This is a genomic window from Xenorhabdus doucetiae (assembly GCF_000968195.1).
GTDB lineage: Bacteria > Pseudomonadota > Gammaproteobacteria > Enterobacterales > Enterobacteriaceae > Xenorhabdus > Xenorhabdus doucetiae.
In genome coordinates, this window is sequence record NZ_FO704550.1 from 1,072,687 (window position 1) to 1,095,768 (window position 23,082).

The 23,082-nt window shown below is 51.2% G+C and carries 19 protein-coding genes; 11 read left to right on the forward strand and 8 right to left on the reverse strand.

Annotation, left to right across the window (positions count from 1 at the left end):
- Positions 1-107: 107 nt before the first annotated feature.
- Entirely contained in the window at positions 108-452 is a 345-nt protein-coding gene (locus XDD1_RS05075; RefSeq protein WP_045969278.1) for a hypothetical protein, read from the reverse strand.
- Between the two features lie 400 nt (positions 453-852).
- Here XDD1_RS05075 and XDD1_RS05080 point away from each other — a divergent pair, with 400 nt between their 5' ends.
- Both XDD1_RS05080 and XDD1_RS05085 read left to right on the forward strand, forming a co-directional pair.
- A complete protein-coding gene (locus tag XDD1_RS05080) occupies positions 853-4,104 on the forward strand; it encodes an Ig-like domain-containing protein (protein WP_045969280.1) in 3,252 nt (1,083 codons plus the stop codon).
- A gap of 670 nt (positions 4,105-4,774) precedes the next feature.
- Positions 4,775-5,911 carry a PfkB family carbohydrate kinase gene (locus XDD1_RS05085; protein WP_084721113.1) on the forward strand — a complete coding sequence of 379 codons (1,137 nt, stop codon included), beginning with the start codon at positions 4,775-4,777 and terminating at the stop codon, positions 5,909-5,911.
- Between the two features lie 143 nt (positions 5,912-6,054).
- On the opposite strand, the gene XDD1_RS05090 is transcribed toward XDD1_RS05085, so the two are convergent.
- Positions 6,055-6,792 (reverse strand): class I SAM-dependent DNA methyltransferase, encoded by a 738-nt coding sequence (locus XDD1_RS05090; RefSeq protein WP_045969284.1) that lies wholly within the window; start codon positions 6,790-6,792, stop codon positions 6,055-6,057.
- A gap of 330 nt (positions 6,793-7,122) precedes the next feature.
- On the opposite strand from XDD1_RS05090, the gene XDD1_RS20190 reads away from it, so the two are divergent.
- From XDD1_RS20190 to XDD1_RS05115, 6 genes are read left to right on the forward strand one after another with little or no spacing between them, the layout of a single operon-like run.
- A complete protein-coding gene (locus tag XDD1_RS20190; protein ID WP_269450532.1) occupies positions 7,123-7,257 on the forward strand; it encodes a hypothetical protein in 135 nt (44 codons plus the stop codon).
- Complete coding sequence (locus XDD1_RS05095) at positions 7,254-7,655, forward strand: TIGR03757 family integrating conjugative element protein (protein ID WP_408068279.1); 402 nt, start codon at positions 7,254-7,256, stop codon at positions 7,653-7,655. The genes XDD1_RS20190 and XDD1_RS05095 overlap by 4 nt, the downstream gene beginning before the upstream one ends.
- Positions 7,652-8,620 carry a TIGR03756 family integrating conjugative element protein gene (locus tag XDD1_RS05100; RefSeq protein WP_045969288.1) on the forward strand — a complete coding sequence of 323 codons (969 nt, stop codon included), beginning with the start codon at positions 7,652-7,654 and terminating at the stop codon, positions 8,618-8,620. Before XDD1_RS05095 ends, XDD1_RS05100 begins: the two co-directional genes overlap by 4 nt.
- A 13-nt stretch (positions 8,621-8,633) precedes the next feature.
- Positions 8,634-10,073: an integrating conjugative element protein gene (locus XDD1_RS05105; RefSeq protein ID WP_045969290.1), complete on the forward strand. Its 1,440-nt coding sequence runs from the start codon at positions 8,634-8,636 to the stop codon at positions 10,071-10,073.
- Positions 10,073-10,411, forward strand: coding sequence for a hypothetical protein (locus tag XDD1_RS05110; protein WP_045969292.1), 339 nt, complete (start codon positions 10,073-10,075; stop codon positions 10,409-10,411). The genes XDD1_RS05105 and XDD1_RS05110 overlap by 1 nt, the downstream gene beginning before the upstream one ends.
- A 9-nt stretch (positions 10,412-10,420) precedes the next feature.
- Positions 10,421-11,935 carry a conjugal transfer protein TraG N-terminal domain-containing protein gene (locus XDD1_RS05115; protein ID WP_045969293.1) on the forward strand — a complete coding sequence of 505 codons (1,515 nt, stop codon included), beginning with the start codon at positions 10,421-10,423 and terminating at the stop codon, positions 11,933-11,935.
- A 76-nt stretch (positions 11,936-12,011) separates the two neighbouring features.
- Here XDD1_RS05115 and XDD1_RS19845 read toward each other — a convergent pair whose 3' ends face one another.
- From XDD1_RS19845 to XDD1_RS05140, 6 genes are all read right to left on the reverse strand, one after another.
- Positions 12,012-12,323, reverse strand: coding sequence for a hypothetical protein (locus XDD1_RS19845; RefSeq protein ID WP_231854457.1), 312 nt, complete (start codon positions 12,321-12,323; stop codon positions 12,012-12,014).
- 39 nt (positions 12,324-12,362) lie between these two features.
- The gene (locus tag XDD1_RS19850) at positions 12,363-12,797 is read right to left on the reverse strand and encodes a hypothetical protein (RefSeq protein ID WP_231854458.1); all 435 of its coding nucleotides are present in this window, start codon (positions 12,795-12,797) and stop codon (positions 12,363-12,365) included.
- A 101-nt stretch (positions 12,798-12,898) separates the two neighbouring features.
- Positions 12,899-13,447 (reverse strand): hypothetical protein, encoded by a 549-nt coding sequence (locus XDD1_RS05125; protein WP_045969295.1) that lies wholly within the window; start codon positions 13,445-13,447, stop codon positions 12,899-12,901.
- A gap of 5 nt (positions 13,448-13,452) precedes the next feature.
- On the reverse strand, positions 13,453-17,736 hold the full coding sequence (locus tag XDD1_RS05130; protein WP_231854459.1) for an AHH domain-containing protein: 4,284 nt from the start codon (positions 17,734-17,736) through the stop codon (positions 13,453-13,455).
- Between the two features lie 161 nt (positions 17,737-17,897).
- Positions 17,898-18,317 (reverse strand): DUF1795 domain-containing protein, encoded by a 420-nt coding sequence (locus XDD1_RS05135; RefSeq protein WP_045969310.1) that lies wholly within the window; start codon positions 18,315-18,317, stop codon positions 17,898-17,900.
- 104 nt (positions 18,318-18,421) lie between these two features.
- The gene (locus XDD1_RS05140; protein ID WP_045969311.1) at positions 18,422-20,491 is read right to left on the reverse strand and encodes a type VI secretion system Vgr family protein; all 2,070 of its coding nucleotides are present in this window, start codon (positions 20,489-20,491) and stop codon (positions 18,422-18,424) included.
- Positions 20,492-20,494: 3 nt separating this feature from the next.
- Here XDD1_RS05140 and XDD1_RS05145 point away from each other — a divergent pair, with 3 nt between their 5' ends.
- The 3 genes from XDD1_RS05145 (at position 20,495) to XDD1_RS05155 (ending at position 23,080) form a co-directional block, all read left to right on the forward strand.
- Complete coding sequence (locus XDD1_RS05145; protein WP_045969314.1) at positions 20,495-20,812, forward strand: hypothetical protein; 318 nt, start codon at positions 20,495-20,497, stop codon at positions 20,810-20,812.
- 99 nt (positions 20,813-20,911) lie between these two features.
- Complete coding sequence (locus XDD1_RS05150) at positions 20,912-21,151, forward strand: hypothetical protein (RefSeq protein ID WP_045969318.1); 240 nt, start codon at positions 20,912-20,914, stop codon at positions 21,149-21,151.
- Positions 21,152-21,376: 225 nt separating this feature from the next.
- On the forward strand, positions 21,377-23,080 hold the full coding sequence (locus XDD1_RS05155) for a ShlB/FhaC/HecB family hemolysin secretion/activation protein (RefSeq protein WP_045969320.1): 1,704 nt from the start codon (positions 21,377-21,379) through the stop codon (positions 23,078-23,080).
- The last annotated feature ends 2 nt before the right edge of the window (positions 23,081-23,082 follow it).

A 23,082-nucleotide genomic window follows, 5' to 3' on the forward strand; every position in this document is an offset into this window, starting at 1 on the left:
TGAGAGTGAACAACAGTCAAGATCCCAATGTCAGGATTGGGATCACTTTCAGGTTAGTCTTTTTATTTGAATTCCATATTCATCTTTATTTTTTCAGGGTCAAACTGTTAATGCGCGAATTCATTAAGGTGAGGAAGTTCCACCGGGCTGATTACAAAAGTTAACCCATTGTTATATTGTTTCCAGACAAATCCGTAGCTAAGTGTAAGATCATTCGGAACACAAAAAACGTATGGCCCTTTGACAAAGTCTCCTTCCCAGTAGTCAGCTATTGTTCTGGCTTCTTCCCAGTCAGCTAAAAATTGACTGAGAGAGCGAAAAGTTTTATCTTCATATTCCTCTTTATCATCTTCCGATGATACCAATTTGGTAAGAATTTCCTCTACCGTTGGCAGAAATTCCCAGCGATGATCTATTGCACTTATCGTATATGTGTACCATTTATCAGACATATTTGCTCCCTTGTTGGCTTGTTTACATCATGTAAATACATCCCTACCTTTTTGTAGGCGCTCAATGAAAATATAGCTTATCTTAACATATTGATTAAAAACAATTATTGCATGTCATAAGTTAGGTTTATTCATAATAATGAATTGATTTTACACATAAAATAAGATTTTTTATGTTTTAACGCTTATAAAAAAATATTCTGGGATTATCTACTAACTCACTCTATCCCTGTGATACAAGTCACTTCGATCATTTCCCAAGCGTGTTACTTATGTTTGCCACCATGTGCGCTCCTTATTGGTTTTAATTTTCACTGTCGGAAAAAGAATTGAACACTGTATCTGTGCTGTTTTTCCAGCATGTTACCTTTTTCATCGTTAATGAAAAGGGTAAAAACCTGTGTTGCAAAAAAATCAATCCTCTCAGCCCAATGGTGCAAAATTTCTGATTATCGGCTTATTGAACCTGTCGCTCAGTTTCCCCGGTCAGGCCAAGCCCGTACATCAACATGAAGACAATAATGAGAGCCATAATCTGGCTGAAATCACCTCACAATGGGGCCAATTGACCCGCTCACACTCACCCGGTGAAGCCGCAAAAACACTGGCCGCTCAGCAGCTATCATCAGCAGTGACATCAACACTGACACCTTGGTTTAACCAATACGGCAATGCCCGCTTCACCTTACCTTTTGACAGCCGTTTTTCGTTAAAAGGCCTTTCATTTGACTGGCTGTTACCCTGGTATCAGACTGCGTCGGGTACAGCATTCAGTCAGTTCGGGGTAAAAACCGATCACGGACAGACGACAACCTCGGTGGGTTTCGGTTATCGCTATCTAACCGATAACGGGTTATGGGGTGCTAATGCGTTCTGGGATGCACGGTGGCCGGAACAGCATCACCGTTATGGCATCGGGTTAGAGGCCTGGCATGATAATGTCAAACTGTCCGCCAACCTTTACCAGCGCTTATCTTACTGGAAAACCTCCTGGCTGACGGACTTTGATGCCAGACCCGCCAACGGATGGGATATTCATGCCGAAGCTTACTTACCTGCTTTTCCGCACTGGGGCGGGCAGTTGCAGTTTGAACAGTATTACGGGCGGCAGGTGGCGTTATTCGGCGAGTCAGAACACCAGAAAAATCCCTATAGCGTCACTGCCGGGCTGACGTATACGCCTGTGCCCCTGATGACGCTGGGCGCGGATTTTCGGCAGGGTAAACAGAGTGTCAGAGAAAACCGTTTTATCCTGGGCATGAATTATCGATTGGGTGTTCCGTTTAGCCAACAGCTTGACCCGAACGAAGTCGCACCGCTGCGCAGCCTGAAAGCCAGTCGGCTTGATTTTGTCAACCGGCGCAATGATATGGTACTGGATTATCAAAAGCAGACACTGATAACTCTGGCCTTTCCGGCCTCCCTTAACGGGTATGAAGGAAAAGCAATGACTTTTGTACCCACTATTCAATCCAAATACCCGCTTGCACGTTTAGAACTGGATACGGGGGAATTACAACAATCAGGCGGCAAACTGCTTGAGCAGCAGCCGGATAAAATCACTTTGCTGTTGCCAAAAACCACAGAAAAACCGGTCCGGCTTTCCGGGGTTGCTGTTGACAGCCGGGGGAATCGCTCCAACCGGGCAGCCGTGATGATTATCAGTTTGCCGACTGAAAAGCAGTTACAGGTGACAACAAATAAACTTAAGGCACAGGCGGAGGGTGATGACAGTGTGATCTATACCGTGGTGGTGACCGATCAGGAAGGGCTACCTATTCCCAATCAAACGGTTATCTGGTCAAGTGATAAGGGGAGATTGTCACACACCACACAGAAAACGGATGCGCAGGGACAGGCATCTGTGTCGCTGCGCAGCCGTCAGCAGGGGCTGCATACGGTACGTGTTGCTGTGGATAAGGATATGGCGATTGCGCCAGCGGTCTATTTTGTTGCCGTGTTGATACCGGAGATCACCGTGGATAAACACAGCCTCAAAGCCGACGGAAAAGCGGTGGCAACGCTGACCGTAACCGTCAAAAACGCCGCCAGTGAACCCGTGCCCAATCAGGCCATTGGCTGGCAGACGCATCTCGGTCAGCTTTCATCATCTGCATTAACAACCGATGCGAACGGGCAAGCTACTGCTTATTTAACCAGCCTGACAGCAGGAACAACCGCAGTCACGGTGGCGGCAGGCAGCAGAACAGTGGTTTCTTCACCGATTACCTTTACTGCATCGTTAACTCACATTCTTCAGGCAAACAAGCAAATTGCCATTGCCGATGGGCAGGACAGTGTCCTTTATACCGCCACCGTGCGTGATGCGGCCAACCAGCCTGTTGCCAACGCCAAAGTGCAATGGTCAGTGGATAACGGGCAATGGCTGGACAGGCAGGAACAGACAAACAGTGAAGGTGAAGCCACCGCCCGGTTAGTCAGCCGTACCGCAGGAACGGCAACGGCTAACGTGGCTGTGGCAGAAAAAAACCTCGATGCTCCTGTGGTGACATTTAAACGTCTGCTGAAACCCATGATCACGGTTGATAAGGTTCAGGCGAAAGGTGATGGACAGGATGCGATTGTATTGACGGCGATGGTGAAAGATTCACTGGGGGTTCCGGTGGAAAATCAGCCGGTGATTTGGCAAACCGATCACGGTGTGTTGTCCTCAGGGCGGACACAGTCGGATCATCAGGGGCAGACGCAAATCCGGCTGACCAGTACATTTGCGGGGGCGCATCAGGTCCGGATTCAGGTTGGAGATACTCAGGCAGCAGCCCCGGTTGTGACGTTTGATGAAGTGTTGTTATCAACCCTGCGGGTCAATAAAACCCGTGCAGTCGCAGATGGCGAAGATCGTGTTACTTTTACAGTGACAGTCACCGATATTGATGGTCAGGGCGTGCCGGATAAAGCGGTTGCCTGGTCTGGCGATGTGGGTGAGATGATTGCTGCGGAAGAGTGGACAGACCGTCAGGGAAATGCAACCGCCACTGTTGTCAGTCATCAGGCAGGACTGATTTCGGTCACGGCCAAAATCGGGGATCAGCCGATTGTGTCGCCGGTGGCAGAATTTATCCCTCCGTTACGTATCGTGGATACTGTTGCTGTTGACCGTCAGGGCGGCAATGCCAACCAGAAATCCTTTGGCACCCGTGGACCTTCGGTATTCTGGCGGGGCGCGAAATTTCGCATTATCACGGCCGGCAATACAGGCCGGGTAAACTGGCAGAGTGATTCATCATCGGTCACGGTATCGGGGGATACGATGGTGGTGCAGCAGCGCCCCGATGGCGTAAGACTGACAGGCACCGATGAGGCAGGGCAACAGGTGGGACTGACCTTAAGGAGTGATACCTGGTTTGCGCGTTCAGGGCTGACAAAAGCGTTTTATTTTAAGGCGAACCAACTTTGCCAATCACTCGGCAGCCAGATTGCCTCCAAATATGCTTTTGAACGGCTTTATGCACAATGGGGTAACTTTTACCGTTACGAGGGCTGGGCGCGGGAGTTTTATGTGACATCAACGGATTATCTGGCAGGCCGTTCAGGCTCAACCGACGGGCTGGCGAAATGGACATTCTGGGCAGAAACAAACCGGTGGATGCGAAATGCCTGGGCCAGTACCGGATTTGCGTGTGGGCAGTAGCCGCATTGGACAGGGCTTCTCTCCCGTTATCAGTGAAGTCAGTGGCTGTCTTAACAGCCACTGAGGGGAATTTTAATCTCGTCTTACTCGATTCAATATAAAATTAGTATGAGTTGTTACGATTATCGGTATGTTTTATTTATAAAATTAAAACATAGATAACTATAAGCACACAACAAAAAACCTATTGGCGACATTAATAGAGATAATGAAACAAAGGCGATACTATAATAAAAAATATCATTTAAATACAAAAAGTATTACTTAACAATAATCCATGAAATTATATTGAGGGTTTGTGAAAGTGTGTTGGATATCACGTTTTGATGAAATCCAAAATATTCATTTCATTTGAAGGGTTAAATTAAAGAAGAATAAAAGACAAATGTTTAAAATAATGAAATATCAGTGTAACTGTTTGTTTTTTATTGGGAATGGTCAGTATAAAATATGGTTATCAGGCTAATTGTTTTAAAATCCCGCGCATTGGTTATTTTTCAGGATAAAATTCACGATTAAAATCACATTATTAACGGTAAATCTTATATCATAAAGTTTACGATCGCTTTCTCACTACCGGCACAATAGATAAAAATAAACTTTACTGTCATTAATCAATGGAATAAAAACAACCATGTTCAACGATAATAAAGGGCAGCATATGAGGAAAATGGATAATCTGGAGTTCAGAATATTACAACTGCTCAGGAAAAATCCTTTTCTCGCCCAAAAAGAAATCGCGGATGCAATTGGGATTAGCCGTTCAAGCGTTGCAGGGCATATCCTGAATCTGCAAAAAAAAGGACACATACAAGGCAAAGGGTATATTTTTTCCAGTGGAAATTATGCCGTTACAGTGGGCGCGTCCAATATGGATATTACCAGCTTTGCTTCTGCTGAATTATTAAAGAAAGATTCCAACCCAGGGAAAACAAAATATACGTTAGGCGGTGTTGCCCGAAATATTGCACATAACATCGCCGCGTTAAAAAATGACAGTTATTTAATTTCTGTTTTTGGTGATGACGCCTATGGAAAACGACTTTTTAGTGAAACCCGGCTAGCGGGTGTCGATGTCAGCCATTCCCATAAACTCAACGATGAAAGAACATCGAGTTATAATTCAATCGTCGGCGGCAATGGGGAATTACAGACGGCTGTCAGTGATATGGATATTTTGAAAAAACTCACGCCTGAGTTATTAAATCAATCTAAGTCACTCATTGAACGGGCAGGGGTATTGGTTATCGACTGTAATTTAACCGAGGATGCCCTGGAGTGGTTATTTAAAAACGCCGGTAATGTCCCGGTATTTGTGAATCCGGTTTCTTCCCATAAAGCCGGAATAGTCCGTAATTGGTTATCCTATATTCATACCATCCGGCCCAACCGATTGGAAGCGGAGACAATCAGTGGTATGAAGATAAATTCAATAAAAGCGGCTCAGTCGGTCACATCCTGGTTTCATGAACAAGGTGTGCAGCGGGTCGTTTTGAGTATGGGAGCTGAGGGCGTTTACTATAGTGAACTCGATTATGTTTCAGGCCATGCTCCGGCACTGCCGGTCGATATTGTCACCATCACCGGTTCCGGGGATGCCATGATGGCGGGATTGGTTCATTGTGCGTTAGCCGGCATGGATTTTCAGGACAGTGTCCATTTTGCCCAACGTTGCGCCGCGCTTGTCGTGTCTACCGAATTAACGTATTCATTAACCCTGTCACCCTTCGCGGTTGGAAAATTGCTGGCATTGGACCCCTATTCAATAACCAATGATGCAATAACAGGGTATACCCGACAAATATAATAAAAGTCGTCAGCGTATTGTGGCTAAAGCCGGGCTGAAAACCCGGCAATTTTTTCATGTACACGCATCGAAAATGAACAGGAATGGTTAATGTCCGGCAGAATGACATATCCCCCTCAATGCAGAGAGCATGAGCAGTGAGCTTAAAACTGACAAACAAGTCCGGTGTGAATGCAATTTTGCAGATAAATATCCCAAAAACCGGCAGGGTAACGTGCTAAATCGTTTTCTAAGACCGTGGGTTTTTGCCAGGTGATATGCTGAAAACCGGCTTTTTTAATGGCGTTTTCATAGCTCTCCTGACTCCAGCGATAAAATGTAAACGGGCTGGGAGGGGTTGTCAGAAATTCGGCCTGATGCCGGAAGCCATTCTGCCAGGGTTCTTCACTTAAAATGGTGAAACCATAATTATTACAATTTCCGTTTTTTAATTGGTAATCCGGTGAAGCCATGTAAGCAACTAATTTGCCGGCGGGTTTTAAATGATTTGCCACGGCCTGAAACATCGTTTCGAGCTCGTCAGTGGATTGCGCATAGTGGAATAAGAAAGCGGCAACGATGATATCAAATTTTTCCTCTAATTGCATTTCACTGACATTTTGGACGTGAAACTCAATATCATCACCGTAAAATTTAGATTTGGCTTTGGCGAGTTCAATCATTTTTTCAGAGATATCAATGCCGACAACTTTCGCCGCCCCGCGGCGGTGTAATTCCCGCCCAAAATAACCATACCCGCAAGCTAAATCCAGGACTGATTTTCCCCGGATATCCCCGACCATATTGAGTATATCCCGAAGCTCAGATTGCCGTTGAGCGACCGTATTGGAAAATTTTTCATAATACTCGCCAATAGCATCATAGCTTACTTGCTCGTCCATTATTATAACTCCTGATAAAGAATATATTTATTTTTATAAAAAAATAGAATGAGGATGAAATTGTAGAAAGATAAAGTATTACGAAATCATTCGATATAATTATTTTTGTAACACGGGTAATCTTCTGCGATAAATCAGGATTAAATGAAATAAAACATAATCCGGCGGACTGTAGTCAAAACGACGGTTCAGTTTAAATTCCGAAACGGCTGCCCGTTATAAGAACCAGATATCAGTGAACCATTATTGGATACAGCGAGTTAATCCGCTGCCCGCTTAAGGTATGCCCATACCCACGTAAAAAAACTATGCCATCACAAGCCGTCGCGAATGGCTTATAGTCGAAGCGGTTTGGCTTTGCCTATCAACCCGTTTTTTCCTTTTCTGGAAAAACAATTATTCGCTGACTTTTGTCAGGGCTTTCTTCACGCTATCCCGATGTTTGGTGATACGGGAAAAGCATGATGAGAACGCTCTGTTTATTACTCTTTGCAGGATTGATGGCGTCACACTTTGCCAACGCAAAAACGGTGGTCTATACCGATAGCCAGAATCTTCCTGCAAATCTCTCCTCTGACAGTGAAGTTGTCTGGCTGGATGCCCCGGAACAACTTCATCAGCAGCACTTTGGTCAGCTTCCCGCAGACCCCCGACAAGCCGCCGCGCAGGCACAAGCTATTTTGCAATCCTCTCAATGGCAAAAGCAGGAACAACAACTGATCGGGGCTTACCGTGCCGTGGTGGGTGCCTGGCAATTAGGGGTGCGTACATATCCGGCCGTGGTGTTTGATGACCGCGAAGTGGTGTATGGCACGGCGGATGTGGCCAAAGCGAGTGCACTCAGGGAGCAAAACCGACCATGAATACGCCACGCCTTGCTTTGCCGATTGTCATCACCCTGATAGCCGCGTTCGCGCCGGTTACCCAGGCTGCCATCAACACCGCCCAAATCGTGGCCAGCAGTATCTCACCCTCCTGTATTCAGTGGCGGGTCAGTGGCATCTGTTACTGGCTGTTTTGTTCCTGGCATGGCTGTACGGTAAAAACCTCTGTTAAGGTGACGCATTACCTGCCCGAAGCCGTGGTGTCCACCTATCATGCGCCCGGCGGCAATCCGTGGTCAGAAATGGCAAGGCTCAGCTCCTTATCCGGTGGTGTGGAAAATGCCGTCACCGGTGCATTATCGCATCTGACGTCGGGAGGGGGTGATCACATGGTGAAAGTCGCGGGACAACGCCGTACCAGCCTGCGTTTCAAATACGCTGATGCCATCGGCCATCCCGCTACCCAGTTGATTGGCGGGCAAATTCCCGGCTATTCCTGCCGCAGTGCCGCCACGCCCTTGATACCCTATTTTCTGAGCACCCTGGATACGCTCGCGTGGCGTACCGGCTTGCCGGAATCGTTCTACCCCGAAGCGCTTATTCCCGGTCAGCGGGAGCTGGGAAGTCAAATGGCCGGCAATATGTGGGGAAATATTTACCCCCGCTCAGGCTTTGTGAATCAGGCCGATGATGACAAAGCCTCTGCCGTGGTGGCACAACGGGTAGCCGACATTATTACCCGTGCCGGGCAGCCGCATGTTTATCAGGTCCTGAAAGGTCAGCGTACTGACGGTTATTGGCCGCCTGAACCCGTGAAAGAAAATACCGGCACGAAAAACCATCAATGGCAGCGGTTATCACCGCAGTTAAGTCAATCCTGTACCGTATTTCCTGATGGGGAACACACGGCTGCCAGCAAGGGCAATCAGGCGTATGCCCTGTGGCAGGCCTACAGTTGTTGTCAGCGCCGGGGACAGCGTTTTCTTGGCAGTACGGCTATCTGAATAAGGGTGAATCATGACCAGAATAAGCGTTTTGTTGTTGATACTAAGCGGGCTGGCAACGGCTTCTGTACAAGGCAATACAGTATCCCTTTCATTACCGCAGGTAAATCACAGTGCGCTGGGTTATGGGGCGGATGTCAGCGGTGCCGTCTCCGATACGCTGTTTTATACCCTGGGCGGCGGTTCGGTGATCTCACAACCGGCGACCCGCCGTTCCCCGGCCAAACTGGGCGGACTGGAAATCGGCTGGAGTTCGGATTTTATGTGCGGCAACTTCGACTTAAAAACCACGGTCGGCAATCAGCTGAACGGCATTACCGAGGGGTTGAAGAACCTGATGAGTGAGGTGATCCAGGGTGCCACCGGCGCGGTAGCCAGTCTGCCTGCGATGGTTATCCAGCGTGCCAATCCCGGTCTGTATGACATGCTGACCAATGGGGTCTTGCAGGCCAATGTGGCGTTCGACAAGGCTCAGTTTAATTGTCAGAACATGGCCAAACGGATGATGGATTTTGCGCAAAACAATAAATGGACGCAGTCTGCCGCGATGCAGGAATACAAGACGCTGGTTAACAGCGGGGATGGTGATGCGGTGAGGATCAATAATGCCGGCAGCAAAGCCACCGGTACGGGCGGGCATCCGTGGATTGGCGGCAAAAAGCAGGGCGGCAGGGGACAGAATGCTATCCGCCCGACCCGCGATTTAGCCGGAGCGGGATTTAATATGATGAACAACCAACCCGTGCTGAGTCAGTCTGCTGTTCGCCCGCAACACTGTGATGGCGGTGCCTGCCGCAAATTCCAGAATGCGCGCGAAGCGGCCGATGCCGTGGTGAAAGTGCTGGGTGACCGGGCTATCCGCACCTGTGCCAATGCCGAGGAATGCACCAGTGGCGGAGAAAACCAACAACCGGGTGCCACGGTGGCCGGCACGGGTTTTGCGCCGATGCTGGAAATACATACCCAGGCCAATATTGAGCAACTGGTAAAACTGGTCAATGGTACGGAAAAACCGACGGCAGCGAATCTGGCCAAACTGAAAACCGGCAGTCTGGCGGTGACCAAAGGGGTGATTCAGGCGTTGCAGCGTGATCCGGACAGTGCCGCGCTGACAGCACGTTTAGCGGGTGAGCTGGCCATGGCGGAGACCACCGAAACGGCGTTACTGATGCGGCGGATGCTTATCACCGGGATGTCAGAACCGAATGCCGCTGCTCAGCCGGAAGCGCTGAGTGAGGGCGAGCGGCGGGTTGCGGCGCTGGACCGGGAAATCACCGCGCTGAAAAATGAAATGCAACTGAAACAGGAACTGGCCCGCAATTCTATTCTGACCATTATCGAACGGGAAAATGTTCGCATTCAGGCTCATCCACAAAAACAGGTGCCAGACAGTAGCGATACGCGTTTTTACCGGCTGGAAATGCCCGGCAATAACAGTCGGTCAGGTCGGTGATGGCAGAAATAACAAAAGCGCAGGTGATTCGGTTAGTGAAAAAAGGGTTCATGACAGCCCTGATTATCACTGCGGTCACCATTATCACGTTGGTGATGGGCGGGTCAGGACTTAACCATGCCGAAAAATTCACGGACCTTTATCATTGGATTGCAAAAACAAAACCGTTCTGGCTGGTCTGGCGGCTGGGCCTGTATCTGGTGCTGGGCTGGGGCGGCTGGAAAATCTGGCAGGTTACCAAAACCAAGCCGGAATACCGTGCGGTGTTGCTGCGTATGATGGCGGTCAGCCTGCTGTTTATCCTGCTGTGTGAATATGCCCTGTCAGGCTATTATTGAGGGAACGCCATGACCACAAACAGTTATCTGGAATATTTTCTGACTTTACTCGGTTGGATCGTCAACAATGGCCTGTGGCAGATCCTGATTGCCACGGGGTTGTTTACGCTCCCTTTGGTGATAAAGGTGATAGCTGTCTGGCTGAAAGTCAGGGAAGGCGGTGAAGAGGAGGGCAATGGCGGATTACAGTCGCTGGCCCGTATTGAAAACACCCTGTACAGCGCCTTTTTCGTCATGATGATCTGCTGTGTGCCGCTGGTAAATGTCAGCCTCAGCAGCCTCCAGTATGACCAGTCGCGAGCCAAAAGTTGTGGCACCTGGACACCGAAAGCACCGAGCGACAGTGGCTATGCGCTGGTGATATCCAGCCTCAATCATCAGACCGCTGCCGTGCCGCTCTGGTGGGCAGTGGTGCACCGCTTGTCAAAAGGCCTGACGCAAGCGGCGGTTGCCACCATTCCCTGCCGACCCGATTTGCGGCAACTGCGCTTTGACGTGCAGCACACCCGTATTGCCAACGCCGCACTGGCGGCGGAATTGCAGGATTTTACCAATGATTGTTATGCCTTAGCGCTCTATCAATGGAAACAGAAAGATCAGGGACAAACCACAGATCCGGCTGTGCTGAATGATATCGACTGGCTGGGCAGCCGCACGTTTTTAACCGGTGACTACAACACCCTGCAATCACGAACGCCCAGAACCCAGTTTCCGTGGGTTGATAGTCGCGATAGTGGCCGACCCAATACCAGGCAGGGCGGTTATCCGACCTGCAAAGCGTGGTGGTCAGCCTCTAAAACCGGGCTGGAAGCCAGAGTGCTGGCACAGGCCGATCCCGGATTATGGCTGCGTTTATCAGCGGCCCTGAAAATGATGGGAAAAGACAGCCGTGAATATAAAGAAGCGGTGATCCGCCGTCTGGTCAGCCCGGTTAATCTGGCGGTGTCGCAGGACGGCTACGTGTATGGCGGCTATGGCGGCAATGCGGATTTTACCCTCTGGGACCGGTCCAACCGGGTCGGTGCAAGTGCGGGCGCGATGTTGGGCGGATTGATTGCCTATCCGATGTTTGATGCCGTGCGCCAGGCACTGCCAATGATGCAGGCGGTGATCCTGATGGCGTTGTATATCCTGCTACCGTTGATTTTGTTATTTGCCGCGTATGAATTCAAGACCGTTTTTACGTTGACGTTTGTGATTTTTGCGCTGAACTTTCTCACCTTCTGGTGGGAAACCGCCCGCTGGCTGGACAGTTTTCTATTGGAAGCCCTGTATGCTTCAGAAACCCACAGCCTGTTTAATCTGGCCGGATTGCAGAATACCTCCGATGACTTAATTATGGGGCTGGTAATGGGCACGCTGTTTATTGTCCTGCCGATGGTCTGGCTGGGGGCACTGGCGTGGGCCGGGGTGCGAATGGGGGATATGGCCGGTATGATGAGCCAGGGCGTGGGACAGGTCAGGCAGTCTGCCGGGATGTTCGGGCAAATGGTGATGCAGAAAATGATGTCAAAGGGAAAATAGTAAATATTGGACCGATTTTTCAATAAAAACAGGTTAAGCCGGAAGATCAATATTCTTTCGGCTTTTTTGATAGTTATCACATGATGTTGTCTTCGTGAATATGTATCATGTTCATGAAGACTTCACATAAACTAACATTTTTAGGCACAAAAGTGCTGATATTGTATTTTTTTGATCTAAAGAGAAATGGGAAAAGATCCCGCCCGTTCTCAAGTTTTCTTGTTTTATCGAGTAATTCAAAGTGACTATGAATTTCCGATACAACTTTTTTATGTATTTCATTTTCAATGATATTCATTCCTTCAAATGAACCTTTAGAGTACCATTCACGAAGATAGAGAATATCCTCTGATTCTTCTTCATACATTGGCGATCTCAATAATGCCATAATTTCCTTGGTGCGGTCTTCCTTTATATTGGTGAAGAACTAATTAATGCACTGATGCAGTTGAGGTGTGCATTTTCCTCCTTGTATTTTAGGCGGTTTTATCTCTTCAAAAGTGGTCTGTTCTTCTGCCATCTTTACCATGTCAGTTATGATTTTTTTAAATTCTTTCGGGCATTGGGTTTGTTTAACTTCAGTATGAACACAGCAACCATAATGACGGGAATTGTGATCGTAATTATATTTTCTGATAATCAGAATATATATTCCGGGCTGAGGATCACACCCGCTGATTTCAGTGGATTCATAGGAAAATTTGAAATAAATACCGTTTTTTTTGTTATAACCGATAAGATTTTCAGCAATCGTAAAATCATCGACAGTACATCCATTATCGCAATAAAAGGGTCTCTCTCCTTTGATTAGAAGAAACCAACCTCTTGGAAAGGTTATTGTGTCTTGTGGTTGTTTTATCATATATTATTTCCCTTTATTGTATTAACCCAGCGCTGATGCTTGAAAAAACCAGAAGATCACAAGGATCTTTCCGGTTTTTTCATGATGATATGTTTTCTATATCAACTGGTTTTTAATACCATTGGATTAAAAACGACAATTTTTTTATCCTTAGTAACACCACATGGCATAAAACCTTTTTTAAATATGGAGAATATCTCTTCTAACTTAGAATTCTCATTAAAAGAAAATAAATATCGATAAATACTAACCATATTTAGCATGTGGTGACATTCATCACTAACGTCTTCTAAAAATGAGTCATATTCTACATTATCAGCTAATCCTTGCTTTTTTCTCATAAGATATAACTTTCTTTTCCTAATGTTTTCCTTTACATAGTCCTCAGTTGATACTTTTGTTCTGCCAAGAATATCTTTATCTGCTTTTTTATAATCTTCATGAAGATAAAATTCAGATATAAGATCGGAAAAAAAATCACTCCAAATTGTATATTGACTAGGAACATCCTGATCAAAAAGAAGTTTTATAGCATCTTCTTTACCTTCTATAATTTCATACCCTTCTAATTTATCAGAAGAGCCAGAAAGAAAATCAGAGCTTTTGAAAAATATCATTGGCTCCATATAAAAATCTATTGTTTCATTCATTGATATCACCCTAATATTCTACTCCAACGATCAAACACTCTTTGTCTTCCTATTTGGTTAACATCTTTACCAAATATTTTCGTGTTATACATATCCTTAGATCTAATTATATTCCCATCCGTCATGCCTTTTTTGGCTATATCTTGTATGTTAGCTACTTGCTTCGATATAGCCTCTTTGGATTGCTGAAGGTCTATTCTATCTAAAGCGTTCCTTACTGCATCTGTATATCCATGATGGTTGCCTTGGTGCCTTGCCATTGCACTGACTCCATTATCAGCTTTTCTCAAAAATATGCCGTTGGCAGCAACATCAATATCATAATTGATTTTTTTCAACGCAGGATGATTTGCCAATTCTTTTGGTATAACATGATGAGCCTGATAGCCACTCCATTTAGTGGAACGCGACAAGCCCATATCTTCCATCATGTTTTTACCTAACTTGGTCGAACACCCTACCAATCCGAATGGATCGATCCAACCAGTGGGATTATGAACATAACTATAGGGATTAGTTCCTCCCAGCAACCCTAAGGGATCGGGCGTCAGGTACATCCCCGCCTCTGGCGAGAAATATCTGTACCGATTATAGACTAAACCACTCTCCTCATCGAGCCACTGGCCGGCAAATTTTTGTTCCGGATCAAACTGGGCATTTTCGTTCCCTGTTTTCAGCCGCAGCCCGTACAGGCTCTGTGGTGGCTGACGCCAGACGCGGTGTCCTTGTGGATCAAACAACGCCAGCGGCTCCCCCGTTGGTGCACAAACAGCATAGTGTGTCTGCACGTCCCCCGCAATCAGTTCAGGGCGGTTTTCCGGGTTGGGTGTGAAGAACTGGATTTGCTGCGCCAGCAACTGCCAGCCGTCAAACACCAGATGGCGGGTGCTGTACAGACGGTCGTGGCGGTACTCGCGGATTTCCGCCGGCTGGTCGCCGTCCCACAGATAAGTAGTGCGGCTGCCTGCCTGTTCACACACTTTCTCCGTGCGCCGCCCAAAGGCATCGTAGCGGTAGACCCAGTGCTGGCCACCGGGTGTTAGCACCCCGACCAGCTGGTTCTGGCTGTTCCAGCGGAACTTCGTGAGCTGAGGCCGGTGACCCTCCTGCCACCGCTGCATGGCGGTCATCCGCCCCGCTTCGTCGTATTCGAACAGGTGCGGGCCGGCCTGTCTCAGGCGATGCCCTTTCTGGTACAGCCGTTCCCCGTCTATCTCATTGAGGCCGTCAAAACGGCGGGCAGGGTAACCGGCAGGGTCGTACTGGTAATGCTCCCGCAAGCGGTCCCGGTCACTGACTGAGGTCACCTGACCGTTGCCGTTGACCACATAACGCAGCCACTGCCGTTCATCATTCGCGGCCACCAGATTGAGGGCGGCGTCGTAGTGATATTCCCGGTCCAGGCCTGCGAGTGTCGGCTGCGGGATATCGGCCACGTCACTGGCAGCAAAGAATTCCGGGCTGGTGTTGCGGCCCGCGCGCTGCCAGCTCAGTTGCCCCATCAGGGTATGTTCCTGACGCAGGATAAATCCCTTGTCCGACTGACGGTAGCATTCGTGCCCGTCTTCATCCCGTTCAAGCGTGAGCCGGTGCCCGCCGTGGATGTTAAGCAGTTTGAGTTCACCCACCGGGTTGGCTTGGGTGCCTGCCTGCCAGCAACGGCCATCCGGGGTGTGGAGGGTTCTTTCTGCCGTCACATTATCCGGATAATCACGCGTGATTTCGCCGTGGGGCTGAACCTCTTTAATCAGGCGGTCTTTGTCGTCATATTCAAACGTCAGCGGTTCACTGTCTGGTGCCACGACTTCCAGCAAACGGCCGAGAATATCGTAACGGTAGGTTGTCGTGCCTTCCGGCGAGTGCATCGCCGTCATCCGGCCGGCCGCATCGTATTCGTAACGGGTGACCTGATTCAGCGCGTCGCGTTTTTCAATGCAGTTGCCGTTGCCGTCATACGCATAATGCCACTGTGTACCGGCATAATCGGTTTCCGTCACCACCCGCCCGTCCGCATCGAGGGTATAACGGTAACTTTCCCCCTGCGGGTTTGTGACTTCAAGCAGTTGCAGGCTGTCAGGGTCATAGCGGTACTGCCAGCGGTGGCCTTCCCCATCCACCCGCGCGACCGGCAGGTCAAACGGCCCGTATTCGATATGCCATGTCACCCCGCGCGCGTCTGTCCACTCCGTCAGGTTGCCGTGGCGGTCATGGCGGAAGCGCTCCAGACTGTTATTGGGACGGTCACTTAACGCGACCCGATGATGACGGTCATACTCCCACACCCATAAGGCGCCGCCGCCCGATGCCAGCCGCTGCAACCGGTCATGGCTGTCGTAACCCAGTCGCAGGCTGCGGTTCTCTTCATCAAACAGTTTCGTCAGCCGCTGATGGTCATCATATTCCCAGCGCCGCTGGTTGCCTTCCCCGTCTTCGGCCTTCGTCACCAGCCCGAACGCATTGCGGGTCAGGGTAGTTTTGCTGCCGTCCGGGGCGATAAAGTCCTCGGCATTGCCCTTATCATCATATTGCTGCCACCAGACCCGCCCCAGCGGGTCGGTCATGCTGACCAGCTGGTCGTCATCATCGTAGTGATACTGCCACACGGCACCGCCGGCCTCGGTCAAAGCCGTGACTAATCCCGTATCCGCCAGATAATCCAGCTGCAAGACCTGCCCTTGCGGTAAAATCTGCTGCCGCAGGTTGCCCCATTCATCGTATTCATAACGGGTGATATGACCGCACGGGGTTTCGACCCGGGTGACCTGCTGCTGGTCATTGTAATGCCAGGTCGTGGTATGGCCCTGCGGCGTGGTTGAGCGGGTGATGCCGGGTTCATAGGCCAGCCGGACGGGGTAATACCCCCCACTGCCGACGCTTTCAATGCAGCGCCCCCGGGCATCATACCCATAATCCACGGCAGTCTGGTCACCGTCTGACCAGCGGCTAATCAGTCCCTGTTCATTGTATTCATAGAACAGGTGGAATTGCTGGGTACTGTCCGCTTCCGCCAGCCGGTTATTGTCGTGATAGTGATAGCGTACCATCACGTCATTGAGGCCCCGGTCGCAGCGGCGGATTTCGGTCAGCAACCCGTCTTCGCGGTACAGCAATACCAATTCAGGGCCGTCACTGTGGGTGACCCGGTTTGGCCGGTGCTGTTCGTTGTAGTGAAAATCGACGGTGTTGCCGTTGCGGTCACGCAGTGCCGCCAGTTGCCAGCGCTGTGTGTCAGAGGTGGCTGAGAAGCCCGGCCGGGTAAAGTATTTTCTGACCAGCTGGTTGCGCTCGGTCAGCACAAAGCCCTGTTTCTGCCGGCTCAGGGTAAATTCGGGATGTTCCGGGTTGACACTGTGGTCAACGCTGGGCGGCAGGGCAAAGTGCAGGGAAGCCCCTTCCAGCGTCAGGATTTCCACCCGGTCACCGGTGACAATGGCCGCCTCGGAAAAGCTGTCCAGCCAGTTTTCGCCCAGCAGGCCCCGTAACCCCGGCGACCAGCTGCGGGTGAAGGTCAGCGGTATCGTTTGTCCCAGCTCAAGCTCGGTACGCTGGTCAAACAGGCTGCCGGTGGTCACGTCTATCGGGTCGCCGGAGAAGAATTTTTTGGTCGCCTGCGTGTAACGTTTGACCCCTTTGTTGGCCTGAAACGCCGTTTTGGCACACACTAGGGTCTTGCCCCTCAGGACATGGCCGACTTTTCTGGCACCCAGCTTTGCCCCGGCCAACACCGCTTGCCGGCCGGTTTTGGTCATCAGTTTGCCGACGCCTTTCATCAAGCCCCGCGAGGGTGGCACCAGAAATTCGACCGCCACCAGTAACGCCCGCTGCCAGCCGGAGAATTCCTCTTCAATTTCCAGGTAAGTTCCCTGACCGGAGCCGATAAAGACCGTGCCGGCACCCCCTTTGATGGCGGCCCCGCACACCAGCTTGTCACCGACCCGCGCCGCCGGCTGGCCGTTGATAAACACCGACTCACTGCCCTGGGCTATCAGCGGTGGTGTCGGATGTTTGCTGCACATGGCGATGTCCACTGTCGCCCGCGCGGCCGGTTTTCCCTCAATCATGACGTCACCGGAGCCACTGTCCAGCACCCCGTCCGGCGAGCCGAAGCTGTCAATGAAATTCGTGACGGCAGAACTGGCCGCCGCGATGGCATCGCTGGCCAGATAGGTTAAGCTGCTGCCGACAGCCGCTACAACGAGGGTGGCTCCCAATCCCCCGGTGCCGGCCACCAGTAACCCCACGGCCCCAAAAATCGCCGCCCCAATCAGGGCACCGGCCACCGCTCCCATCAGGGCACCAAAGAAACTCTTATGCTGGATGGGGTCGCCCTTGCGTGCCGCCGCCGGCCCCCTGGCTCCGCCTGCGGGCGGCAGGGGCGGCCGGGCATGGGTAGCCCCGACCCGTGCAATCCGGGTAATAATTTCGTCACCTAATCCCATCTCGGCCTCCGTTATGCCGCCTGAAAACTGGTCACCACCGCCAGCAGGGCTTCCCGCTGTCCGGCATTAAACGGCTGCGGCGAGGTCAGGTTAAACGCCAGCAGCTGGCTGCCCCGGATTTGCAGCACCACCGTCTGGTGCATTTCCCCTTCCGGGCTCTGCCACTGGTAATCCAGCCGCCATGCCGTGTCGCCGCTGAGTTCAAGTTGCAGCCGCTGGTGCTCCTGATACCCCGGCAGATGGGTCGCAAATTGCGTCAGGGTTTGTTCATAATAGGCGGCGGGGTCCGTGCCCAGGGGGACCGGGGTGCGGTTTACCACCAGATTGACCCCGCTGTCATCCGGCAGCACAAACACGTGCATCGATTCATCGCGCCAGCCGGCGGGGATATTCAGGGTGCCTTCGTTCATCTGGTAAGGGTGTGCGCTCATGGTTTTTCGTTTTCCTTTTCGCTCTTTATTTATCGCATTGGTTCAGCCCATAGCAGAAAAATCCTGCTGAGCCGGTTTTAATAAGGTGATGGGGCTGTGCGGTATCAGTTCAGGGTGATGACCTCTTTCCCGTTAATAATCACGGCATTGCCGGTAATATGGATGTTGCCGTCTTTATCAATCGAGATACTCCCTTTGGTATTGCCGATAGTGATGCCGCTCTCGGTGGACTGAAGGGTGATTTGCCCTTTGGCACTGAGTACGCTGGTTTTCTCCACGGTGACCTGCCGGGTCCCGATGCTGCTCACTTCCATGCCGACCACTTCTTTATGGCGGTCGGCCCGCACGGTGATGACCTGGTTGTTGCCGACGCTTTCGGTATGGTCGTGCATCACGCGGGTACTGCGGTCATTGAGCACCGTCGTGTCCATATTTTTCTGTGCATGCAGTGACAGCTTTTCACTGCCCTTGGCATCCTCAAACAACAGTTCGTTATACCCCTCGCCCTTGTGGGTCTTGGAACGGAACGCCATCTGGGTTTTGCTGCCCGGCAGCTTGCCCGGCGGGATATTGCTGGCGTGATAAGTTCTGCCGGTGACGATGGGCTGGTCCGGGTCGCCGTGCAGGAAGTCCACCACCACTTCCTGGCCGATGCGCGGGATGGCCAGCATGCCCCAGCCCTGACCGGCCCACGGCTGGGTGACTCGTATCCAGCAGGAACTCTGGTCGTCAGATTTGCCGTACCGGTCCCACGGGAACTGGAGGCGGACGCGCCCGTACTGGTCACAGAAGATTTCTTCCCCCGCCGGCCCGACGACGGTGGCAATCTGCGGGCCGTCAATGCGCGGTTTTGGCAGCGGCGTTGGCCGCCAGTGCTGGTTGTGGCGGATAAAGCTGAACTCGCTGTGCAGTGTGGTGCCGCTCCCGCCGGTCGTTGTTTCCAGTGCGCCCGGCTGGCTGCCGGTGTGGCTGGCGCTGACCACCTGCCACGGCTGGTTCAGGTCGCCGCGTGGGTGGTTAGTCAGTATGAACAGTTTGCCCGGCTGGATGGCAATGGCGTGACCGTGCCCCTGTCCGGTCAGCGCGTCATTGCGCAGGGCTTCCAGCCGGTAGCGGGTGAACGCTTTGCCGTGGGCTTCGTCCTTGAACCGGCCGGGGTAGTCGTAATGCTCGTAATATTGCTCCTGTAGCTGTTCCTCCTTCATCTGCTGGCTGAATTCCGCCGGCCACGCCGGATTTTTGAAGGTGTAATCTTTCAGCTCAACTTTGGCCGGCCGCACCTGCGCGCTGCTGGTGAAGCTGGTTACCGATGGCTCGCCGGTGGTGCTGATATCGCCCGGTTGGTACGGCAGCATGATGCCCGGCGGCACCGAACCGGCGTCATCGGCAAACACCAGCGTGTTGCGGCCGTTGCCGCATTCGAAGAAGTAGAAGATACCCTCTTCCGCTGTCAGCCGTTGCAGGAAGTCAAAGTCACTTTCCTGATACTGCACACAGAATTCCCGTGCCGGGTGTGGCTGGCGCAGGCTGAATACTACGTCACGAATGCCATGCTCTTTGAGCAGGGTGGTGAGGATGGTCACGATATCCTGCTGCTGGAAAATGCGCGAGTTCTGCCGCAGGGAGGTGCGCCATAAATCCGGGCAAATGGTCATCTGGTAGGTGGTCTGGTGCAGCCCGGTGTTGCCCTGTTCAAAGCGGGCGATGCAGCCACTGATACTGCGCTGCTCTTTGCCATCCTGCGTAATGGTGAGCGTTGCACTGCGGTCAAGGACGGAGGGGAAGTCAATCGCCGGGTCGGCACTCGCCAACCCCACGCGGAGGTGAAAGGGCCGGGAGAAGCCTTCGCTCAGCGTAAAATCGGTGACGACGAACGTTTGTGGCGGCAGGACACCTGCCGTCAGGGTAAATTGCAGGCCGCCCGGTGCTGCGCCACTGCCTGACAGGCCGGCGCCGGCCTGTTGCAGCACTCTGGCCGCACCGCTGTGACCGGCTGCCGCTTGCTGCGCCAGACTCTGACTACTGCCGAGTGGGCCGGCAAAACCACCGGGATTCATCAGGCTGCCCTTACCCCCAAGGCCGGGCGCCTGTTTTGCGAGTCCCGCTATTTGCTCTCCCTGTTTCAGCAGGGATTGCCCCTTCTGCAACTTCGCCATGTGTTTTTTTATTGACATTGTGTGGTTTCCTTATTTTCATTTGTTGCCTTCAATGTTGTTTTCCCACTGCGTTTCCGATTATGCAGCCCAGCCTCCGGGCTGGCATTCACCGCGTTCAGGCCAGATGCACAGGCAGAAAAGGGACAGACAAAGCACGCTCTGCCTGCTCGTCTTTTTTCTCATTATGATGGGTTGCTTAATATTCTATCGGCATGTTTTTCATTAAATTCATTACAAATTATGTCAGTAGGTGAATTCGGGATGTTATTTTATTGGTTTAAAGATAAATTTAATCAATGTGATATCACCTTTGCTGCTGTTTGGGAAAAATCTGATTGATGAAGAAACCGTAAAGATCTGCTTTCTTGATTTTCTGAAAATCAATGGATTGCTGACTGTTGCCATGGTTTTATCCACGCTGAACTTTCTTACTTTCTGATGGGAAACTGTCCGTTGATTGGTGTGGATCGGGGTACGGACGGGGAATATGGTGGACATGATGAACCAGAACGTGGGGCAGGTCAGATGGTCAGTCAGCAGGTTCGGGCAGGTGATGACGCAAAAAATCCTGCCCAACGGTTAATTATTCAATGGGGTGATGGTATTAAGAATACTCTGAATATTGCCCCATTTATCCCCTTTTCTTATCCTGTTCAGGGTATTTTGGTGTTGGCTTAACCGAAAACTTAGATGAATATGCTTAATGTGACCTCGGCTATGGTGTGGTGATATGAACTTATTGCCGTTTTGTTGCATGTCTTTAGTTAAATAGTCTAAATATGCGCCATTGTGATCAACTTCTTGTCAGTTTGATTGAAAATTAAACCGCTCCAGCCATAATACCTTATCTCAAATTTTTCTGACTACCATTCAATAATCATTAAGTATCCGACTGGTTAAATTATGGCAACGGTGACTCGCAGCAACATGTTCGCAGGGTTGGCCGGATGGGCTGTATTTGCTGTTCAGCCTGTGCAGGCAGATGACCAACCTTTTATTCATCAGACACAGCAGCAGCAGGCGTTAGAGCAACGCCTGGAGGCTAAGGCCCCGACGGTGCGACTTTCCGCCGCAGATAAGACAACCTCAGTGTCTGCCCCGAACTTTCCCAAAGAATCCCCCTGTTTTGTGATCCATACAGTCACCCTGTCCGGCCGGGAAGACCTGCCGCACTGGGTGCCGCTGCAACGGCTGGCCGAGCAGGCTAACGGGCATTGCCTGGGAGCACAGGGGATTGGCATCCTGATGAGCAATATGCAGAACCGGCTGATTTCACACGGCTGGGTGACGACCCGCATTCTGGCACCGGAGCAGGATTTAAGTCAGGGGGAACTGAAACTCAACGTGGTGGCCGGCAAAATCCGGCAGGTGCGCTATAGCGATGAGTCGGATCAGTACGCGACGCTGTATACCGCGATGCCGGCCCGTCCCGGCCATGTGCTGGATTTGCGGGATATCGAGCAGGGCCTTGAAAACCTCCAGCGCATCCCGAATGTTCAGGCGTCGATGGAGCTGGTCCCGGGCGAGCAGCCGGGGGAAAGCGATATTATCATTAAACGTCAGCAGTCGCGTTTCTGGCATGTCGGTGCCTGGGTGGATAACAGCGGCACCAAAACCACCGGACAGACACAGGGCGGGCTGATGTTTGCGCTGGATAACCCGACGTCACTGAGTGACCTGCTTTATCTCTCCCTGAGCCGTGATTTGGCCTTCTCCCACCGTAAGGACTCTACCAACTATACCGCGCATTACTCGGTGCCGTTCGGTTATTGGCAGCTGGCGGTCACCGGCAGTAAATATCATTATATGCAGACCGTGCCGGAACTGAACGGGGATGCTAAATATCGGGGAAAAAGCCGGAGCCTGAACGCGCAATTAAGCCGTGTCCTGCACCGTAATGCCAGCGCGAAAACCACCCTGACTTATGGCGTTACGGCCCGTGAAACCCGCAATTTCATCCAGCAGACCGAAATCACCAACCAGAAACGCCGTACCAGCAGCTGGAGTCTGGGGTTGGATCACCGCCATTATCTCGGTGCGGCCGTACTGGACGCCGGGGTGCGTTATCAGCAGGGCACGCGCTGGTTCGGCGCATTACCGGCTTATGAAGAGCGCAATGCGAAATCGTCCCCGGATTATGCGACGGCCAAAGCCGAAATTATCCAGTTGTCGGCGTCGCTGAATACCCCTTTTACGCTTGGCAAGGCGCAGTTCCAGCACCGCATCGAATACCAGAAGCAGTGGAGCAATACCCCGTTAACGCCGCAGGATCAGTTCAGCATCGGTAACCGCTGGACGGTACGTGGCTTTGACGGTGAACGCACGCTGAGTGCCGATGAAGGCTGGACACTGCGCAATACCCTGTCATGGCAGACCCCGTTGCCCGATCAACAGCTTTATCTCGGTGCCGATTATGGCCGGGTGGGGGGACGTCATTTGGACCGGATAATCGGCCGGACGCTGGCAGGGGGCGTTATTGGCGTGAAGGGCACGGTTCGCCCTGCCAATCTGGCGTATGACATTTCGGTCGGTACGCCCTTCTCCAAACCGGATGGGTTTAAGACCGATAACGGCCATGTCACTTTCAGCCTGAACTGGCAGTACTGAGG

Excerpts from the sequence above, each read along its gene's own strand:
- XDD1_RS05100 (WP_045969288.1), top strand. The coding sequence starts at position 7,652 with ATGAATACGCCACGCCTTGCTTTGCCGATTGTCATCACCCTGATAGCC.
- XDD1_RS05130 (WP_231854459.1), bottom strand. The coding sequence starts at position 17,736 with ATGGGAGCGGTGGCCGGTGCCCTGATTGGGGCGGCGATTTTTGGGGCC.
- XDD1_RS19850 (WP_231854458.1), bottom strand. The coding sequence starts at position 12,797 with ATGATAAAACAACCACAAGACACAATAACCTTTCCAAGAGGTTGGTTT.
- XDD1_RS05075 (WP_045969278.1), bottom strand. The coding sequence starts at position 452 with ATGTCTGATAAATGGTACACATATACGATAAGTGCAATAGATCATCGC.
- XDD1_RS05115 (WP_045969293.1), top strand. The coding sequence starts at position 10,421 with ATGACCACAAACAGTTATCTGGAATATTTTCTGACTTTACTCGGTTGG.
- XDD1_RS05090 (WP_045969284.1), bottom strand. The coding sequence starts at position 6,792 with ATGGACGAGCAAGTAAGCTATGATGCTATTGGCGAGTATTATGAAAAA.
- XDD1_RS05105 (WP_045969290.1), top strand. The coding sequence starts at position 8,634 with ATGACCAGAATAAGCGTTTTGTTGTTGATACTAAGCGGGCTGGCAACG.
- XDD1_RS05140 (WP_045969311.1), bottom strand. The coding sequence starts at position 20,491 with ATGTCAATAAAAAAACACATGGCGAAGTTGCAGAAGGGGCAATCCCTG.
- XDD1_RS05155 (WP_045969320.1), top strand. The coding sequence starts at position 21,377 with ATGGCAACGGTGACTCGCAGCAACATGTTCGCAGGGTTGGCCGGATGG.
- XDD1_RS05095 (WP_408068279.1), top strand. The coding sequence starts at position 7,254 with ATGATGAGAACGCTCTGTTTATTACTCTTTGCAGGATTGATGGCGTCA.
- XDD1_RS05150 (WP_045969318.1), top strand. The coding sequence starts at position 20,912 with ATGGGAAACTGTCCGTTGATTGGTGTGGATCGGGGTACGGACGGGGAA.
- XDD1_RS05135 (WP_045969310.1), bottom strand. The coding sequence starts at position 18,317 with ATGAGCGCACACCCTTACCAGATGAACGAAGGCACCCTGAATATCCCC.
- XDD1_RS05125 (WP_045969295.1), bottom strand. The coding sequence starts at position 13,447 with ATGAATGAAACAATAGATTTTTATATGGAGCCAATGATATTTTTCAAA.
- XDD1_RS19845 (WP_231854457.1), bottom strand. The coding sequence starts at position 12,323 with ATGGCATTATTGAGATCGCCAATGTATGAAGAAGAATCAGAGGATATT.
- XDD1_RS05085 (WP_084721113.1), top strand. The coding sequence starts at position 4,775 with ATGGATAATCTGGAGTTCAGAATATTACAACTGCTCAGGAAAAATCCT.
- XDD1_RS20190 (WP_269450532.1), top strand. The coding sequence starts at position 7,123 with ATGGCTTATAGTCGAAGCGGTTTGGCTTTGCCTATCAACCCGTTTTTT.
- XDD1_RS05110 (WP_045969292.1), top strand. The coding sequence starts at position 10,073 with ATGGCAGAAATAACAAAAGCGCAGGTGATTCGGTTAGTGAAAAAAGGG.